This window comes from Streptomyces sp. MK37H, assembly GCF_018035285.1.
Taxonomy (GTDB): domain Bacteria; phylum Actinomycetota; class Actinomycetes; order Streptomycetales; family Streptomycetaceae; genus Streptomyces; species Streptomyces endocoffeicus.
The window spans coordinates 1-2,262 of sequence record NZ_JAAAYH010000749.1; the positions used below are offsets into that span (position 1 = coordinate 1).

Below are 2,262 nucleotides of genomic sequence, written 5' to 3' on the forward strand. Positions count from 1 at the left end.
GGGCGGGGCTTCGCCCCTTCCCGCGGCATCGATATGCGGCTCCGCCGCGTGGTCCGCCGGATACCCCGTGGGCGCTGGCCGCGCGGTGGGGCAGCCGGCGCGCGCCGGACACCCCGCAGGCGTCGGCCGCGCGGTGGGTCAGGCGGCGCGGCGCGTGGTGGGCCCTGAAGCGGAGCCGTTCGTTCAGAACGTGTGCCAGCGCACCGCCGTGTCGCCTTCCCTCAGGGAGGCGATGCGGCGGGCGAACTCGGTGCGGGCCGCCGGGTTGCCCGGGGCGTGCTGGGAGACCCAGGCGCAGCTGGCGGTCTCGCGTGCGCCCCGCAGCACCGCGCAGCCGGGCCACTCGCGGACGTCCCAGCCGTACTCCGCCACGAACGCGTCGTACTCCGCCGCGTCGAGCCCATAGCGGTCCCGGGACAGGGCCATCACCACCAGATCGTGCTCACGCAGATCGTGCGAGAAGGTCTCCAGGTCCACCAGTACCGGGCCGTCCGGGCCGATGTGCACATTGCGCGGCAGCGCGTCGCCGTGGATCGGGCCGGGGGTGAGGCGCGGGGTCAGCTCCTCGACGACGGCCGCGAAGTCGTCCCGGCGGGCGCGCAGATACGCCGCGTCCGCCGGGTCGATCGCGTCCCCGGCCAGCCGCAGCCAGCGCTCGACCCCACCCAGCAGATCGCGGCGCGGCAGCGGAAGCGGCGCCGGGTCGCCGGGCGGGTCGGGCAGGGCGTGCACCATCCGCAGCAGCTCCGCGAGATCGCGCGCCCCGGCGGGGCGTACCGGGTCGGGAAGCCGCTGCCAGTACGTGACGAGATGGTTGGCGAACGGAAGCGGCTGCTCGGGGCCGAAGCGCCGGTCGGGGCGGACCGCGGGCAGCCCCTCCCGGGCCAGCCAGTCGGCGATCCTCAGCTCCCGGGCGGCCCGGTCCCACACCTCCAGGTCGCGGCTGATCCGGACCACCAGGGAGAGGCTGTCGACGGCGAAGACGGCGTTCTCACCGAGGGCCAGCAGCCGGGCCTCCGCCGTACCGGCCCGGTAGGGCGGCAGCGCGGCCGAGAGCACCGCCCGCGCCCGCTCCTCCGTGAACGCGACCTCCGCCACCGCATGCCCCTTGTCCTCGCCTGCTTCTCCTGGCCGACGGCCAAGTCTCGCATCGGGCCGTGCGCCACCTGCCGTACCACCTGCCGTACCGACGGCCGCATCGACGTCCGTAGCGCCGTACCGACGGCCGCATCGACTGTCGCAGGTGGAACCGCTTGACTGCACCGCCCGCCCTCCGCACGATGACGTGGGCTCTCCCACCCGGACCGCCCTCCCACCGCGTCCGAAGGGGGCCCTGCCGTGATACCCGCGACCGCCGACCCGGCGCGCTCGGACCCGGGCGCCACCAAGGACCGGGGCTCAGCCAACGGCAGGGGCGGCAGCGTGACGCGCCGTCAGGGCGCCGCCCACGGGGCGTGGTTCCTGGTTCTGCCCGCGCTGATCCCGATCCTCCTCCTCAGCGTCGGCCCGCTCCTCTACGGCATCGCGCTCGCCTTCACCGACTCCCAGGCGGGCCGCACCGAGCCCACCCAGTGGATCGGGCTGCTCAACTTTCAGGACCTGTTGCGCGACACCCTCTTCTGGGAGTCGTTCCGGATCGGCCTGGTGTGGGCGGTGGCCGTCTCCGTACCGCAGTTCCTGCTCGCGCTCGGCCTCGCGCTGCTGCTCCACCAGGACCTGCGGTTCCGCTGGCTGTCGCGGGCGCTCGCGATCGTCCCCTGGGCGATGCCGGAGGTCGTGGTCGGCATCATGTGGCGGCTGGTCTACCACCCCGACGCGGGGGTGCTCAACGAGACGCTGGGCACCCACCGCGACTGGCTCGGCAGTCTGTCCACCGCCCTGCCCGCCGTCGTCGTGGTCGGCATCTGGGCACGGCTTCCGCAGGTCACGGTCACCCTGCTGGCCGGGCTCTCGAATGTGCCGCGCGAACTGCACGAGGCCGCGGCCATGGACGGCGCCGGTGCCTGGCGCCGCTTCCGCGCCGTCACCTGGCCCGCCATCAGGCCCATCGCCCTCGCCATCAGCGCGCTCAGCTTCATCTGGAACGTCAACTCCTTCGCGCTGGTCTACGTCCTGACGGGCGGCGGGCCCGGCGGCCGCACCCGGCTGCCGATGCTCTTCGCCTATGAAGAGGCGTTCCGCTACGGCCAGTTCGGCTATGCGGCGGCGATGGGCTGTGTGCTGGTGGCGGTGGTCTCCATCCTGCTGGCCGTCCATCTCGTG

At 74.0% G+C, this 2,262-nt stretch carries 2 protein-coding genes; one reads left to right on the forward strand and one right to left on the reverse strand.

The features are described 5' to 3' along the window. Positions 1-183: 183 nt before the first annotated feature. Positions 184-1,098: a phosphotransferase enzyme family protein gene (locus GWI24_RS43510; protein ID WP_210951534.1), complete on the reverse strand. Its 915-nt coding sequence runs from the start codon at positions 1,096-1,098 to the stop codon at positions 184-186. A gap of 240 nt (positions 1,099-1,338) precedes the next feature. Here GWI24_RS43510 and GWI24_RS43515 point away from each other — a divergent pair. Further along, on the forward strand, positions 1,339-2,262 hold a 924-nt coding region (locus tag GWI24_RS43515), incomplete at its 3' end, for a carbohydrate ABC transporter permease (protein WP_210951535.1).